Annotated in this window: 14 protein-coding genes; 6 read left to right on the top strand and 8 right to left on the bottom strand. The window is 71.1% G+C overall.

Annotated features, from left to right (window positions below; all coding sequences use genetic code 11):
• Positions 1-86: 86 nt before the first annotated feature.
• Complete coding sequence (gene recQ, locus TFC3_RS15490; RefSeq protein WP_067500315.1) at positions 87-1964, bottom strand: DNA helicase RecQ; 1878 nt, start codon at positions 1962-1964, stop codon at positions 87-89.
• Positions 1965-1973: 9 nt separating this feature from the next.
• Positions 1974-2168: a hypothetical protein gene (locus TFC3_RS15485; protein WP_153040243.1), complete on the bottom strand. Its 195-nt coding sequence runs from the start codon at positions 2166-2168 to the stop codon at positions 1974-1976.
• Positions 2169-2280: 112 nt separating this feature from the next.
• Between TFC3_RS15485 and TFC3_RS15480 the strand changes: the two genes are divergently transcribed.
• The gene (locus TFC3_RS15480; RefSeq protein ID WP_067506780.1) at positions 2281-2817 is read left to right on the top strand and encodes a DUF5565 family protein; all 537 of its coding nucleotides are present in this window, start codon (positions 2281-2283) and stop codon (positions 2815-2817) included.
• Between the two features lie 61 nt (positions 2818-2878).
• Here the strand turns inward: TFC3_RS15480 and TFC3_RS15475 are convergent, their stop codons facing one another.
• A complete protein-coding gene (locus TFC3_RS15475) occupies positions 2879-3823 on the bottom strand; it encodes a DMT family transporter (protein WP_067500311.1) in 945 nt (314 codons plus the stop codon).
• 77 nt (positions 3824-3900) lie between these two features.
• Here TFC3_RS15475 and TFC3_RS15470 point away from each other — a divergent pair, with 77 nt between their 5' ends.
• The 4 genes from TFC3_RS15470 to TFC3_RS15455 are packed head-to-tail and all read left to right on the top strand — an operon-like array spanning position 3901 to position 7506.
• Positions 3901-4458, top strand: a complete 558-nt coding sequence (locus TFC3_RS15470) for a CGNR zinc finger domain-containing protein (protein ID WP_082772076.1) — start codon at positions 3901-3903, stop codon at positions 4456-4458.
• A 42-nt stretch (positions 4459-4500) separates the two neighbouring features.
• Positions 4501-5346 carry an NAD-dependent epimerase/dehydratase family protein gene (locus TFC3_RS15465; RefSeq protein ID WP_067500309.1) on the top strand — a complete coding sequence of 282 codons (846 nt, stop codon included), beginning with the start codon at positions 4501-4503 and terminating at the stop codon, positions 5344-5346.
• A gap of 41 nt (positions 5347-5387) precedes the next feature.
• Positions 5388-6620: an EAL and HDOD domain-containing protein gene (locus tag TFC3_RS15460; protein WP_067500307.1), complete on the top strand. Its 1233-nt coding sequence runs from the start codon at positions 5388-5390 to the stop codon at positions 6618-6620.
• 19 nt (positions 6621-6639) lie between these two features.
• Positions 6640-7506, top strand: coding sequence for a glutathione S-transferase C-terminal domain-containing protein (locus TFC3_RS15455; RefSeq protein ID WP_067500305.1), 867 nt, complete (start codon positions 6640-6642; stop codon positions 7504-7506).
• On the opposite strand, the gene TFC3_RS15450 is transcribed toward TFC3_RS15455, so the two are convergent.
• From TFC3_RS15450 to TFC3_RS15440, 3 genes are all read right to left on the bottom strand, one after another.
• Positions 7445-8662 (bottom strand): RNA polymerase sigma factor, encoded by a 1218-nt coding sequence (locus TFC3_RS15450; RefSeq protein ID WP_201787250.1) that lies wholly within the window; start codon positions 8660-8662, stop codon positions 7445-7447. The genes TFC3_RS15455 and TFC3_RS15450 overlap by 62 nt on opposite strands.
• A gap of 54 nt (positions 8663-8716) precedes the next feature.
• Complete coding sequence (locus TFC3_RS15445; protein ID WP_067506755.1) at positions 8717-9070, bottom strand: YciI family protein; 354 nt, start codon at positions 9068-9070, stop codon at positions 8717-8719.
• An 85-nt stretch (positions 9071-9155) separates the two neighbouring features.
• Positions 9156-10151 (bottom strand): 3-oxoacyl-ACP synthase III family protein, encoded by a 996-nt coding sequence (locus tag TFC3_RS15440; protein ID WP_201787168.1) that lies wholly within the window; start codon positions 10149-10151, stop codon positions 9156-9158.
• Between the two features lie 94 nt (positions 10152-10245).
• On the opposite strand from TFC3_RS15440, the gene TFC3_RS15435 reads away from it, so the two are divergent.
• Entirely contained in the window at positions 10246-10515 is a 270-nt protein-coding gene (locus tag TFC3_RS15435) for a hypothetical protein (protein WP_236718140.1), read from the top strand.
• Between the two features lie 184 nt (positions 10516-10699).
• Here TFC3_RS15435 and TFC3_RS15430 read toward each other — a convergent pair whose 3' ends face one another.
• Both TFC3_RS15430 and TFC3_RS15425 read right to left on the bottom strand, forming a co-directional pair.
• A complete protein-coding gene (locus TFC3_RS15430) occupies positions 10700-11083 on the bottom strand; it encodes a PPOX class F420-dependent oxidoreductase (protein WP_067500297.1) in 384 nt (127 codons plus the stop codon).
• Between the two features lie 61 nt (positions 11084-11144).
• Positions 11145-13937: M36 family metallopeptidase (locus TFC3_RS15425; protein ID WP_082772075.1), on the bottom strand; the 2793-nt coding region annotated here is incomplete at its 5' end.

Raw genomic sequence — 13937 nt, 5'->3', positions numbered from 1 at the left:
CCACGCCGATCCCCACCGTGCGCCCCACCCGGCGACGAGCGCTGCCGAGCCGGGTATCGAACCCGGAGGATGACCGTCGTCACCGGTCAGCCGGCCAGGGCATCCAGGACCTGCTGTCCGAACTTGGCCAGCTTGTTGTCGCCCACCCCGTTGACCGTGGACAGCTCGGCCAGCGACCCCGGCCGCAGCGCCGCGATCTGCTTGAGGGTGGCGTCGTGGAAGATGACGTACGCCGGTACCCCGCCCTCTTTGGCGGGGGCGTCGTGGAAGATGCCGTACGCCGGTCCCCCCCCCTCTTGGCCCCCCGCCGCCCGCCACGCTCGCAGCCGCTCGAACACCTCGGTCGCCGCCGGGTCGAGATCCGGCGCAGCAGCCGCCGCCGACGATCCGCGCCGGGGCTTGGGGGCCTTCGTCCTGGCCGCCGGGGCCGGTTCACGGCGCATCATCACCTCGCGTTCGCGGCGCAGCACGCTGGAGCTGGCATCGGTCAGCACCAGCACCCCGTACTCGCCCTCGACCGCCAGCAAACCCTGGGCGAGGAGCTGGCGCACCACCCCGCGCCACTCCTGTTCCCGCAAGTCGCTGCCAATGCCGAAGACCGACAGCTCGTGGTGGCGGAACTGGGCGATCTTCTCGGTGGTCTTGCCGAGCAGGATGTCGATGGACTGCCCGGCGCCGAACTTCTGGCCGCGTTCGCGCTGCAGGCGCAGCACCGTGGAGAGCAGTTTCTGCGCAGCGACCGTGCCGTCCCAGGACTCCGGCGGGGTCAGGCAGGTGTCGCAGTTGCCGCAGGAGTCCGGCGCCGCCTGACCGAAGTAGGCCAGCAGTTGCGAGCGGCGGCACTGCACGGTCTCGCACAGTGCGAGCATCGCGTCGAGGTGGGCGGCCAGGTTGCGCCGGTGCGCGAAGTCACCCTCGGACGTCTCGATCATCTTGCGTTGCTGCACCACATCCTGCAGCCCGTAGGCCAGCCACGCGGTGGACGGCTGGCCGTCGCGGCCGGCGCGGCCGGTTTCCTGGTAGTAGCCCTCGACCGATTTGGGCAGGTCGAGGTGGGCCACGAAGCGCACGTCCGGCTTGTCGATGCCCATGCCGAAGGCGATGGTGGCCACCATGACCAGGCCGTCCTCGCGCAGGAACCGGCTCTGGTTGTTCGCGCGGGTGCGCGCGTCCAGACCGGCATGGTAGGGCAGCGCGGGGATGCCGTTCTGCACCAGGAAGTCGGCGATCTTCTCCACCGAGGCGCGTGACAGGCAGTACACGATGCCCGCGTCTCCGACGTGCTCGGATCGCAGCAGGTCGAGCAGTTGGCGCTTGGGTTCCTGCTTGGCAGCGATGCGGTACTGGATGTTGGGCCGGTCGAAGCTGGCGGTGAAGTGCCGGGCTCCGGCCAGGTCGAGACGGGTGGCGATCTCCTCGCGCGTGGCGCTGGTGGCGGTCGCGGTCAGAGCGATGCGGGGTACGTCCGGCCAGCGCTCGTGCAGCATCGACAGGTTCAGATAGTCGGGCCGGAAGTCGTGACCCCATTGCGACACGCAGTGCGCCTCGTCGATGGCGAACAGGGCGACCTTGCCCCGGTCGAGCAGCCGCTGCGTCGAGGCGACACCAAGGCCCTCGGGGGCTACATAGAGCAGGTCGAGCTCGCCGGCCACGAACAGCTGCTCGGTGAGCCGGCGCTCGTCCAGGTCCTGCGTCGAGTTGAGGAACCCGGCCTTGACCCCGAGGGTGCGCAGCGCGTCGACCTGGTCCTGCATGAGCGCGATGAGCGGGGAGATCACCACTCCGGTGCCGGGGCGCACCAGCGCGGGGATCTGGTAGCACAGCGACTTGCCGCCGCCGGTGGGCATCAGCACCAGCGCGTCGTCCCCGCCGATGAGGGTCTCGATGATGTCGCGCTGCTCGCCCCGGAACTCGTCGTAGCCGAAGGTGTGGCGCAGTACCTCGTACGCGGGAGCAGAAGTCACCCGGCGAGTTTAGTGACTCCGCAGAAGAGCCGACGCACCCTGTGGACGACGCCTGACCCCGGTACGTCCACGCCACTCCGGCGCCAGCAGCGCCAGCCCGGCGCAGGCAAAGGACAGCCCGCTGCGGCCGAGCGCCCCGCCGGGCTTGATGAGCAGGGACCCGGCACCGCCGGTCGCCGCCGCCAGGGCATCATCGCTGCGCACGGCTGCACGCTCGCAGAGCAAGGTGTCCGCCCGCCGTACCCCGTGTGACCGTGCGCGGTCCCGCGGGAAACTCGCTTGGGCTGCGGGCCGGACCTCGGCGACCATGGCAGCCATGAACAAGATTCCCACGCTGTTCCTGCGCGACCCGGAGAACCGCAAGCGCACGCTGCCCGACGTCAACCCGGAATGTCAGTGGGTTCTCGATGGGGCGGGCACGCCGACCCGCAAGTACGACGGGACCTGCGTGATGCTCGACGACGTCGGGACGTGGTGGGCGCGGCGGGAGGTCCGGCCCGGGCGGGAACGACCGGCCGGGTACGTGCCGGTGACCACGGACGAGGTCACCGGCAAGACGCAGGGCTGGGAACCGATCGAGCAGTCGGCGTACGCGAAGTACCACGCCGAGGCGGTGGCGGGCGGGTCGTTCAAGGCCGGGACGTACGAGCTGATCGGCCCCAAGGTCAACGGCAATCCGGAAACCACCGAACGGCACGAGCTGGTGGCGCACGCCGATGCCGAGGTGTTCGACACGCCGCGCGACTTCGAGGGGCTGCGGGGGTGGCTGCTCGCCCATCCGCAGTACGAGGGCCTGGTGTGGCACCACGAGGACGGGCGCATGGCCAAGCTCAAGTACCGCGACTTCGCCTGAATCTCAAAGGTCAGCGGGCCCCAAACGCCAGCGGGCCTCGAACGCCAGCGGGCCTCAGGCGTCAGCGGGCTTCGACCGGCACCGGGGCCTCGGCAGCGCGCCGGGGCCGGTCGGCTCGCACGGTGGCGATGCCTGCCAGGATGAGCACGCCGCCGGCCAACTGCAGCGGGGTCAGCTTCTCGCTGAGCAGCAGCCAGGCGAACACCGAGGCGAACACGACCTCGAGCAACCCGAGGAACGAGGCCAGCCGCGAGCCGAGCAGCCCGGACGCGGTGATCCCGGTGGCGTACGCGATCGCCGTGCCCACCACCGCGACGATCACCAGCGGCACCCACCAGGGCAGCAGCGAGCCGAACAGCGGCAGCCGCCCGCCGGCCATGTCGAAGCGCAGCAGACCCGTGACCCCGGTGAGCACCAGCGCCACGCCGCCCACCAGCAGCCCGGCCCCGGCCAGCGCGACCGGCGGCACCCCGTCGCCGGGGCGGGCGGCGATCACGAAGTACGCCGCGCAGCCCACCGCCGCGGCGAAGGCCAGCGCCAGTCCGGCCGGGTCCACCGCTTGCACCGCGCCCGGCCCGATCACCAGCAGCAGCCCGCCGACCGCGAGCACCGAGCCGGTCAGCACCAGCGGCCCGGGGCGGCGGCGGGTGCTCAGCCAGGCGTAGCCGACCAGCAGCAGCGGGGCGAGGTACTCCACGAGCAGCGCGGTGGACACCGGGATGCGCTCGATCGCGGCGAAGTAGGCGAGCTGGGTGAACGCCACGGCTACCAGGCCCATGCCGGCCACCCGCCAGCGGCCGCGCCACAACGCACCCCAGCGCCCGCGCAGGGCGAGCACCGTCAGTGGCAGCAGCACGATCCCGGCGATCAGCGCGCGGGCGGCCACGGCGGCGGCCGGTGACCAGCCCGCACCGAGCAGCGGCTTGACGAAGGCGCCGGAGGTCGCGAACGAGGCCGCGGAGATCACGGCCGTGAGCAGTCCTCGGGCGGTCGGCGGCGTAGTCATGGGTTCCTCCCCCAGAGCCGTCATGAGCTAAGTTACTGTTGCCCCTGACGGTAGACCGGATTCAGTGAGGACTCAAATTGCATTTTGCCCCTGACACCGAGGAAGAACTGGAGTGGGCGGTGCTGCTGGCCAACACCGCACCCGGCGCGTCACGCAGCGGGACCGACGAGCTGACCACCGTCGAACAGCTCGATGCCCTGCTGGCGCCCTTCTCGTTCACCGGGCGCATCGACCACGACGAGGCGGAACTGCAGGGCGTGCGGCAGACCCGCGACCTGGTGCGTGAGGTGTGGAACATGGACCGCGACGACGCCGTGACCGCTGTCAACCGGATGCTGCGCGAGGCCAAGGCCCTGCCCTCGCTGGTGCGTCACGGCACCCTGGACTGGCACCTGCACGCAACCTCGCCGGACGCGCCGCTGGCCGAACGCCTGGTGGCCGAGGCGGCGATGGCGTTCGTCGATGTGATCCGCATGGACGAGATGGACCGGCTGCGCGAGTGCGCGGCGCCGGACTGCACCGGGCTGCTGGTGGACCTGTCGCGTAACGGCTCCAAGCGTTTCTGCAGCGTACGGTGCAGCAACCGGGTGAACATGGTCGCGCACCGCGCCCGCACGAGCGCTGAGCGTGGGTAACGTCACCGCCCGTGCACCCCGGCGAACCGCTAGCGTCGGGTCATGAAGATCGCAGTGACCGGTGGGTCTGGCTACATCGGCGCGGCGCTGGTCGCCGAGCTTGTCAAGGCGGGGCACCACGTCACCGCGCTGGTGCGCAACGCCGGCGCGGCCGGGAAGGTCAGCCGGCTCGGGGCCGAGGCTGCGGTCGGTGACCTGTTCGAGCCGGGCTGGGTGGCCGCGCGGTTCGCCGAGACCGACGCCGTCGCGCACCTGGCCGCGACCGGCAACCCCTCCACCCAGCAGCTTGACCGGGGCATCGTGGAGGCAGCAAAGCAGGCCGGCAAGCCGTACGTGCACACCAGCGGCATCTGGCTGTGGGGCGACAACGCCGCCATCACCGAGGAATCGCCGATCCAGCCGCCCGCGCTGACCCAGTGGCGCGTGCCGGTCGAGGAGGCGGTGCTGACCTCCGGGCTGGTGGTCACGATCATCGCGCCGGCCGTGGTCTACGGTCACGGCGGCGGCAGCGTGGTGACCGCGTTCACCGCCGGGCGCACCGTGGAGGGCAAGCTGCCGCTGGCCGGCGACGGCTCGCAGCACTGGAGCACGGTGCACGTCGACGACATCGCCCGGCTCTACCGGCTGGTGCTGGAGCGCGGCGAGGGGCTGGGTTATCTCATCGGGGCCTGCGGTGACAATCCGGTCGTCCGGGATCTGGGTGCGGCCTGCGCCGGGCCGGCCGGGATCGCCGAGCAAAGCGTGGCAGCCACCCGGGAACGCTTCGGGACTCCATTCGCCGACGCGTTGTTGCTCGACCAGCAGGCCACCGGTGCGAAAGCGCGCGGCCTGGGCTGGCAGCCGAGCGGCCCGTCACTGGCCGAGGAACTGCGCGCCGGGAAATACTGAACTGGCGAGGGTTGCGGCCGATCAGTCACGGCGTGAACCCCATGGTGCCGATTCCGTTGCCGGGCACTCAGCTTGTGCACGTCGGCCGGCAGCCGATCTTTGACGAGACCGGCGACGTCGTGGCCTACGAGCTGCTGTTCCGCGGCAGCATGGACGCGATCGAGGCCGGTCAGCGCGATACGTATGCCACGAGTCAGGTCATCGTGAACGCGTTCACCGAGTTCGGCATCGACGAGGTGGTCGGCGACCGGACCTGCTTCATCAACATGACGCGCGAGTTCCTCACCGGCGAGCTGGTGCTGCCGTTCGGCCCCGAGCACGTGGTGCTGGAGGTGCTGGAGACCGTCGACGTCGATGACGAGGTGGTCGCCGGTGTCACCGCGCTGGTTGCGCAGGGCTACCGCATCGCGCTTGACGACTTCGTGTGGGGTTCGGGGCACGAGAAGCTGCTGGCGCTGGTGTCGTACGTGAAACTCGATCTGCTGCACGGCGACCTGACCCACCTCGACGAGATCGTCGCGGCCTGCCGGGCCTACCCGGAGATCCAGATCGTCGCCGAGGGGCTGGAGACCGGCGAGCACCTGGCGCTGAGCAACCGCTACGGCTTCGAGCTGCGCCAGGGCTACGTGCTCAGCCGCCCCCAGGTGCTCACCGCGGCCAGCCTGAGCCCGTCCAAGCTGCGCCGGCTGGAACTGCTCGGCGCGCTGAGCGCCGGCGATACCGACCTGGACACCGTCCTGCGGATCATCGCGGGCGACCCGGCGCTGACCATGCGGGTGCTGCGGGCCAGCAACTCCGCAGCCGTGGGCGCCGCCAGCCGGGTGTCCTCGGTACGCCAAGCCGTGGTCATGCTCGGCCTGGCCCACATCCGCCAGTGGGCCATGCTCATGGTTGTCGACGACGTGGCCGAGGCCACCGAGACGCAGATGGCCGACGCGCTGACCCGCGCCCGGTTGTGCGAGAACGTGGCCTCGGCGTTCGGGGCAAGCTCGGACGCGGCGTTCATGGCCGGGCTGATCACCGCGGTCGCCGGGATGCTCGGGCTGACCCCGGCCTCAATGGCTCACCAGCTGCCGCTCACCCCGGAGATCGAGGCCGCCCTGGAACGCGGGTCCGGTCCGATCGGACAGGTGCTGCGGGTGGTCAACGCCTACGAGCGCGGCGACCTGCACGAGGTGGCAGCGGCTTACTCGGGTCAGGACCTGTCGGGCACGGTCATGGCCGCGATGAAGTGGTCCACGATGGCCGTTGCGGCCACCCAGGGCGCCGCCTGAGCGGTTGTAGGATGCGCCGATGACCACCTTCGCCAGCCCGGTCGACACCGCGACCCACGGCGTCTACCGCGTCCCGGCCACCCCGGGCCCGCTGTATCGCCGCACCGGCCGCGTCCCCGACGCCACGAAGCGCGGGCGCTACCACCTTTACGGCGCCACGTTCTGCCCGTGGTGGCAGCGCGTTGCGATCACCCGGGTCCTGGCGGGACTGCAGGACGTGGTCAGCATGTCGTTTGTCGACGGTGAGCGCGACGGCCGTGGCTGGGCGTTCCGCGAGACCCACGGCCCGGATCCGGTCAATGGCTTCACCCTGCTGCGCCAGGCGTACGAGGCCGGTGACCCCGGTTTCGACGGTCATGTGTCGGTGCCGGCGTTGTGGGACCGTGACGCCGCTCAGCTGTTGAGCAACGACAGCACGGCCATCGGCATCGACTTCGCCACCCGCTTCCAGCACCTCGCCACCCCGCTGGTCATGACCTATCCGGCGCCTTTGCGCGAGCAGATCGAGCAGGTCGACGCCTGGCTCACCCCGGTGCTGATCGACGGCATGGGCGCGGCGGCTGCCGGTCCGGGTCCGGCGCGCGATGCCCTGCTCGACACCTTCCGGCGCCTGGACGAGCTGCTGGCCGATCAGCGCTACCTGACCGGCGGCGAGCTGACCGAGGCCGACATCCGGCTGTGGGTGCGGCTGGTGCGCTTCGACTCCGGCCCGAACGCGGCGCGCGACATCATCGGCGGGCTGGACTCGTACCCCCAGCTCTGGTCCTATGCCCGTGATCTTTATGCCGTTCCCGCGTTCCGCGACACCACCGATTTCGCCGCCTTCAGCTCCCCGCACGCCGTCCTGGCGGATTGGGATCGTCCCGCGCAGCGCGCACCTCGATGAGCTTACGTTCCAGAAAGTCCCGCTCAACGGCATTACCGATCAAGGTCAGGGCTTCCTGGTACGACCACAGCGCCTCCTCCCAGCGCCCCACCCGGTGCAGCAGCTCGGCCCGCGCTGCGCTGAGATAGCCGTAGGTCGCCAGCGCCGGCTCGGCCAGCAACGGCTCCAGCGCCGCCAGCCCGGCCTCCGGCCCGTCACGCATCCCCAGCGCGACGGCCCGGTTCAACGCCACCACCGGGTTGGGCCACAGCGCGAGCAGCACGTCGTACAGTCCGCAGATCTCCGGCCAGTCGGTGGACGCCCAGTCGGGGGCCTCGGCGTGCACCGCCGTGATCGCCGCCTGCACCGCATACCGGGTCGGCGGGCGGTTGGTCAACGCTCGCACCACCAGCGCGCTGCCTTCGGCGATCAGCGCGGCATCCCACCGGCTGCGATCCTGCTCGGCCAGGAGCACCAACCGGCCCTCCGGCGTCACCCGGGTGTCGCGGCGCGCCTCACTGAGCAGCAGCAACGCCAGCAGCCCCGCCACCTCGGCAGCACCGGGCAGCAGCGCGTGCACCATCCGGGCCAGACCGATCGCCCCGCCGGTCAGCTCGGTGCGCACCAGCCGCTCCCCCACCGGCGCCGCGTGACCGGTGGTGTACACCAGGTGCACGACCTCCAGCACCGCCCCGACCCGTTCCGGCAGCTCCGCCGCGGACGGCACCCGGTACGGAATGCGCGCCACCGCGATCTTCTTCTTGGCCCGGGTGATCCGGGCGGCCATCGTCGGCTCCGGCACCAGAAACGCGCGGGCCACCTCCGCGGTGGACAGCCCGCACAGCAGCCGCAGGGTCAGCGCCACCTGGGCCGCACGGCTCAGCGCCGGATGGCAGCACGTGAAAATCAGCCGCAGCCGGTCATCGCCGATGCCCCCGGGCTCCGGCTCGGCGCCGCCGGCATCGTCGAGCACCAGCAGCGGCAGCGCCCGGCGCAGCACGGTCTCGCGGCGCAGCAGATCCGTTGCCCGGTTGCGCGCGACGGTGGTCAGCCACGCCCCGGGCCGCCTCGGGATCCCGTCGCGCCGCCACACCACCAGCGCCCGCAGGTACGCGTCCTGGGCGCATTCCTCGGCGAGGTCCAGATCGCGGGTGACGCGCACCGTGGCGGCGAGCACCGCGGCCCACTCGCCGCGGTGCGCGTCAGCGATCGCCTCGGCGACCGGATCCACCTACTGCTCCACGACCGGGCGGATCTCCACCCCGCCTCCCGCCTCGCGGATCTCCGGCAGCCGCCCGGCCAGCGCCACCGCGGCGTCCAGGTCGGGTGCCTCAAGCAGGTAGAACCCGCCGAGCACTTCCTTGGTCTCCGGGAACGGCCCGTCGGTGGGCACTGCTCTGCCGTTCTCCACGCTGCGCAGCGAGGTCGCGGTTGCTGCCGCCTGCAGCTGGGCGCCGCCCACGATCGCCGAGCCGGCCGCTTGCGCGAAGGCACCGTGCGCAGCATGCTTGGCGGCCAGTTCCTGCGGTGAATGCGTGTCCCAGACCTGCTCGTCGCCGTAGATCAAAACCAGGTACTTGGCCATCGTCACGAGTCCGTTCTGCCGGGGCCTCCGATCGGCCCGTTCCTGGCTACGACGAACGGGCCGGTGGCAGATCGACAGTAGGGGCTCAGTGGTGGTCGTACCAGCGCAAGATGGTGGCCCCCACCGACATGCCGCCGCCGAATCCGGCCAGCAGGACCAGATCGTCGTCCTTGATCTCGCCGTCGCGCGCGGCCTGGTCGAGGGCGATGGCCGCGGAGGCACTGCCGGTGTTGCCCAACCGGTCCAGGACCAGATGGGTACGAGCAGAGCTCAGCCCGGCCGCCTCCACCAACTCGCGGATCATCATCCCGTTGGCCTGATGCGGCACGAAATGCCGGACCTGCTCGGGCGTGATCCCGGCCCGAGCGAGCAGGCCGGACAGCACGGGCGGCACCCCCGCGATCACGAAGTCGCGCACACCACGCCCGTTCATCCGGAAGAAGTGGTCGCCGTCGGCCACGGTCTGCGCCGAGGCGGGCAGGCGGCTGCCCCCGGCCTTGACGTGGATCAGGTCGTGGGCGTCGCCGTGGGTGACCAGCTCGGTGTCGATCAGCCCGTACGGCTCGGGCACCGCGCCCAGCACCGCGGCCCCGGCACCGTCGCCGAACAGGATCGCCGTGCGCCGGTCGTCGAAGTCCAGGATGCGTGAGTACACGTCAGCGGCCACGACCAGCACGAGCGCGTCGGGGCGCACGGCGATCAGGCTCTGCGCCAGGGCGAGCCCGAACACGAAGCCGGCGCAGACCACGTTGATGTCGAAGCTGGCCGCCCGGTGCGCGCCCAGGGCGTGCTGCACCAGCGAGGCGGTCGGTGGCTGCGGCGAATCCCCGGTCGAGGTCGACACAATGAGGTAGTCGAGCCGGCCGGCCTCAACCCCGGCCCGCTCCAGCGCCTGACGCGCCGCTGCGGTGGCAAGGTCGGATGTAGCTTGCTCGGGCCCGGCGAACCGCCGCGCCTCGATCAGGGTCTTCCGGGCGATCCACTCGGGTGTCGTGTCGCTCACCCGTCGCATCAGGTCCTCGTTCGTCACCTCATGTTCGGGCACATAAGCGCCCGTGCCCAGGATCCCCACGCGCGGCATTGGCTGCATGCCCGCTCAGATCGGCTCCCCGGCCCCGTAGTTGAGGACTTGCGGCTCCCCGGGCCGCTGGATGCCAGCCGTCGTAGAGATAATCATGACTGTGACGAACTGGGAGTACGCACGCCTCGAGTACCGCGCGGCCGGCACGTTCGGCTCCGACCGCTACATGGACTGGACAGCCACCTTTCACCACCCCGGCGGGGTGCTGCGCTGGGGCACCGACGAACGCTTCGACGATCTGCGCCACCTCAACCGCGCGGGGGCGGCGGGCTGGCAGGCGTACGACCGTGCCGCCATTCACGTGGTCAACGAACCTCACCGGCTGCACGGCGTCACGTACTCCATGCGCCGGCCCATCCCCTGACCTGCTGCTCAGCACCGGTGCCGCGCGCGGGGTGCGGCACCTTTGCGGCATGCGCTCACCAGGCCCGTGGCTCACCCGTATCCCCCGCCCGGCCGAACACGAACGGCAGTTCCAGCAGGGCAACCGGCCATCGCGGCACGCCGTGGCGGGGCACGCGCGACGGCCGTGTCCCGGCGTCCTTCGCTCAGGAAAGCTGAATCGCGATGCCGACCAGAGGTTTGCGCCGGACCCGGAACACCGTGGCGAACCAGTTACCGGCCCGCGACATGATGTACCGCCGCGCCAGCAGATCGCGGGCTCGGGCCGTACCGGCGTCGTCAAGCAATCGGGCCGTGCCCTCGACGCTGCTCGCGCCGGCCGCGAGGTTTCCCCGCAAGTCGCACGGCGCCACCGTGACGCGGCCGCTGTTGCGGAGACGCTTGACCTTGCCGGCGTCCAGTTCGGACACCACCACCAGCTCGTCGCCGTCAACCACGTGCCAGACCGGGGTGGCGACCGCGGACCCGTTCTTCCGGTACGTCGTCAGGCTTATCTGCTTGCTCTTCGCGAACTCCGCGGCAACTGCCATCCCGTGATCCTAATGACAAGGGCGCCCGGATCGCTCCGGACGCCCTTGTTGATCTACCGATCTAGCTGCTGAACACCTGGAATTCGGCGGCGACCGCGTTTGCCGCCGCCGGGGAGCCGGTCGCGCAGTCCGAGACGCTGCGGGGGTCGTCCTCCTGCTCACCCCGGTAGAGCGGGTTGCCGATGCACTGGTTCGTCAGCACACGCAGTTTGACGTGGGTCGCCAGGCCCGGTCGTACGGCGAAGCTCTTCATGATGAGGTTGGGCACCTTGGGCCGGAACTGGCCGGTGTCGAACGCGTTGGCCGGGCTCGTGTAGGCCACCTTGTAGCCGGCGTCGCTGGCGCAATCCGCGCCCGCCACCGCGTTGCAGGTCAGCACCTCGAACTGGCGGACCGTGCTGTACATGGCAGCCGTGGTCGCGCCCGCGCCGGGGAAGGCGCTGACCTGCACCCTCGACACCAGCTTGGCCGCATCTCCCGGCAGATCCACCGTGACCTGGCGCCCGGGTGCCCCGCCGGTTGCCGTCCACGCCGTGCCCTCCGCGTCGTCGATCAGGCGGGCCGCGCCGGTACCGTCGCCGGTGATCGTGGCGCCGGCCGCCGCCGAGGCGAGGTTGGCCGGCAGCACGACGCCGACCTGCGAGGTGACCCCGGGGTACACGGTCTGGGCGAAGCGCTTGTGCCCGAAGCCGGCGCCGATGGCCAGGAACTTGTACGTACCTGGGGCCAGGGTCACCGTGTCCGGCAGTTCGGTCGCCGGGTCGGTGTCGGCGATCGGCAGCGCGCCGAAGTCGTAGTCACCGACGTACAGGCGCACCGGCTTGCCCGCTGCCTCACCGAGGGCCTTGAAGGTGATCTCGGAGTTCTCCACGTACGGCGAGGCGAAGCTGGGCACCGGGTCGGCGTCGGACGGGCCGCTGGACGCGCCGGCGCCCATGCCGCGGGCGGCGAACGCGTTCCACAGCAGGTCCGCGTTGGCGCCGTCGAAGCGCAGCGCGTCGGCGGTCAGCATGTTGTCGCGCATGTCGAGCATGCTGACCTGCCCGGAGGCGGCGAGCAGGAACGAGTCGAAGATCAGCTGAGCCCAGCGGCGGTTGCCCGGGCACTCGGTTGCCGGGGTGGTGCCGGCTGCGCAGCTCTCCTGCTGGGCACGCGTTCCCGCACCGTAGCGGGTGGTGAAGGCGCGGCGGATGTCGTAGTTGGTGGCACTCCAGATCTCGCCGTCGGAGTGGACCGCCGAGCCGCGGTCGTACCCGTAATCGGAGTAGTTCAGGGGGCTGCCGGCCATGTCGTAGTTGCGGATGCCGGTGGCCAGGTCGCCGGTGACGTAGGCGCCGATGACCGAGGCCGTGTTGCCGCGCGGGGTGTAGCCGCTCTCGGCCAGGTATTCCATCGCCATCAGGTCCGACCAGCTCTCGCCCATGGCGCCGCCCTGGGTGGAGGTGATGCCGGTGTCCGGGCCCGCGATCATGCGGTTGCTGATGGCGTGGGTGTACTCGTGGCCGATCACCGTCATGTCGAAGTCACCGTCGACGCACGGCGGGTAGGCGCTGCCCGCGAACGGCTGCCACATGTACATGTTGGTGACCGGCTGCACGCCGTCCGGACCGGTCGACTGGTTGGCGTTGTTGCGGGTCGTCGCGGTGGCCGCACCCTGCTGGGCGTTGCCGCGCTCGGCGTCGTTGCCCTTGCCGTACGGCAGCGTGTTGGTCTTCTGCAGGTTCCAGGTGGCCTCGGTGAAGCCCAACTCGTAGGACCAGTCGTGCATCCGGTTGTGCATGGCGAACAGGTTCGCGGTGGCCGCGTCCACGTCGGCCTGCTGCGGCGAGCTGAGCGCGGCCGGGTCGCATCTGCTGGTGTTCCACTGGTTGATGAACGGGTACACGTACTCGCGGTCGGGCCGGGTGGCGGCGGGGGTGGCCGGTGAGCCGTCGCCCCACAGCCGCACCGCCTCGGCCGAGTTGCCGGTGGTGGTGAAGGTGGGCCGGCCCGTTATCCCGTCGACGTCCCAGGGCTTGCCGGTCGCCGGGTCGAGCACCTGCCGGGCGCAGCCGGTGGCGGCGACCGCGCACCAGGTCTGGCGGGTGTCGGCGCCGGTGGGGGGCGGGGTGGCCGGGAAGACCTTCCAGTGGGGGTCGTTCTCGGCGAAGTTGACCAGGTTCTCGCGCAGCAGCACCTTGCCGTCGACGGCGTCCACGTAGGAGGTGTAGCCGAGCGGGTGCCCGGTGTCGCCGGAGGTCATGACGACCTCGTAGGCGCTGCGTGGCGCGGCTGCCGGCATGGGCACGGCCACCAGGCGCACGCGCTGCTGGTCCAGGTCGTCGCGGGCGATTTTGGCGTCGGCCAGCGCGCCGGTGCGGGCCTGCCCGGCGTCGAGCCGGGCGGGGGCGGGGGCCTCGGTGCGCGGGCTCAGTGAGGACGTGACGCGCAGGACCTCGCCGCCCTTGACCGCGACCGAGATCAGGCCGTCGTGCGCCGCGGGCAGGCTGCCGTACTTCTGCCGCAGCAGCACGACATGACCATCGCCGATCCTGGTCGTGGCCACCCACTCCAGCTGGTCGACCGAGGCCGCCGTCAAGGAGAAGAGGGTGAGGTTCTTCTTCAGGTACGTCCGGACCACCGTTTCCGGCTTGCCCTTCAGCCCGGTGGCGAGCCGGCCCTTCGCCTTGGTGACGGCGGCCGGGGTACCCAGGTTGTTCCACCGGGTCACCAGGTTGTCGTCGCGCACCAGGGAACGCTGGGTGGTGCTCGGTGCGGCAGCCGCACCGCGGTTGTCGACGAACTCGTACTCGCCGGGCAGGTGATCGCCGGCTGCGGGGCCGGCCGGGGCGGGGGCGGGCGGGGGGGCCGCGGT

Source organism: Actinoplanes sp. TFC3 (assembly GCF_001553785.1).
Lineage (GTDB): Bacteria > Actinomycetota > Actinomycetes > Mycobacteriales > Micromonosporaceae > Actinoplanes.
The sequence above is the reverse complement of the archived record's forward strand: the minus strand, read 5'-3'. Positions and strand labels throughout refer to the sequence as shown.